The organism is Devosia alba (genome assembly GCF_039938915.1).
GTDB lineage: Bacteria > Pseudomonadota > Alphaproteobacteria > Rhizobiales > Devosiaceae > Devosia > Devosia alba.
This window is the reverse complement of record NZ_JBDUUI010000039.1, coordinates 1-1,188: the sequence shown is the minus strand read 5'-3', so window position 1 is coordinate 1,188 and position 1,188 is coordinate 1. Positions and strand designations below refer to the sequence as shown.

The following is a 1,188-nucleotide window of genomic DNA, read 5'->3' as shown; positions in this document are numbered from 1 at the left end:
CCTCCGAAGCAGTGCCCGATCATAGCATAATCGGGAGTTTTCACACAGCCTCGGGTGGGTTGCGGACTGGCGGCTTCTGTCGAGTGTCACGCCGAAGCAGACGTTATCCGTTGGTCCCACGAAGCCGCGCGTGAGTGAAACGGCGGATATTACTCCGCCGCTTGGCATTGCTAGTTCGCAGACGCTTGTCCGAAATCAAGGTTTGTCGGGCGAGGAAGAACCGGCCCTTTACCGCTGCTGGTGGGGACGCTGTCATCCACTTCGATGAGGGCGAACTTGCGAGACCAACATTTGCCCGCCCCTTTGAGGAAGAAGCCATAGTGGAGGCTCTGCGCTTCCTCGGGAATATCGAAAACAACTGATCTCTCGTGCCAGCCCTGCGTTCCAACCAATGGACCATCGGGTCGCCGCAGTTCGAGGTTGTCGAACAGGAGCGTTCCTTTCGCGCCATCGACCCGGAACCAGATGGTCGCGCCAGTTCCAGCATCCTCCGTACGCAGCTCGCCGGCGAGCCGGATGCGCTTGCCTCTAAATGGTTCGGCATCCACACTCTGCATGACCGTGCAGAAGTCGTCGCCACGGACGTTGTGCAGCACCTCGGGCTTAGCCACGATCAGAACAGTTGAACCGTTCTCATGATCGATGCGCGCATCGTATAGATGCGGGCTCTTGCCCGACTTAAACCAGCCGACAGGCAGAGTTTCATCAGGCGAGCTTGCTCGATCAATCTTGGCACTAAGTATGTTCCAATTGGCCATGCCGAACTGGCGCGAGACCAATTCGAGACCATCACTGTGGGTGATTTCGATGCCTCTTTCGGCCAAAGCCTGCCGCAGCAGCTTCGCCATGAGTTTAGCATCCATGAAGCTATGCATGGTTCGATCCTTCTCTTGGGCAGCAGAAAAGATCAGTGCTCGCATTGCTGACGGCCTGCCCAGGAGTTACGGGTCAAACCAAACCTAGGTGCATTCACCCTTCCCAGATGGGCGCGAGCGGCTGGCTGCACATGCCGAGAGTGAGGCTACGCCGCGGTTGAGAATTGTCAACAGTGGTTGGTCTTGCGGTCGTCCGCTATCGGCAATTGGACAATCGAGCATTTAGGTCTGAAATGGGGTCGGAAGCCGCCGGGCAGGAACGCGCCCCATGCACGAACCCGCTTCGCGGGAGGGCGGGTGCGGCGTGGTCTCG

1 protein-coding gene is annotated in these 1,188 nt (G+C 58.3%); it reads right to left on the bottom strand.

All coding sequences use genetic code 11. The annotated features are described in order from the left end of the window. Window positions 1–170: 170 nt before the first annotated feature. A complete protein-coding gene (locus ABFY71_RS18680; protein WP_431021556.1) occupies window positions 171–920 on the bottom strand; it encodes a glyoxalase superfamily protein in 750 nt (249 codons plus the stop codon). Between the last annotated feature and the right edge of the window lie 268 nt (window positions 921–1,188).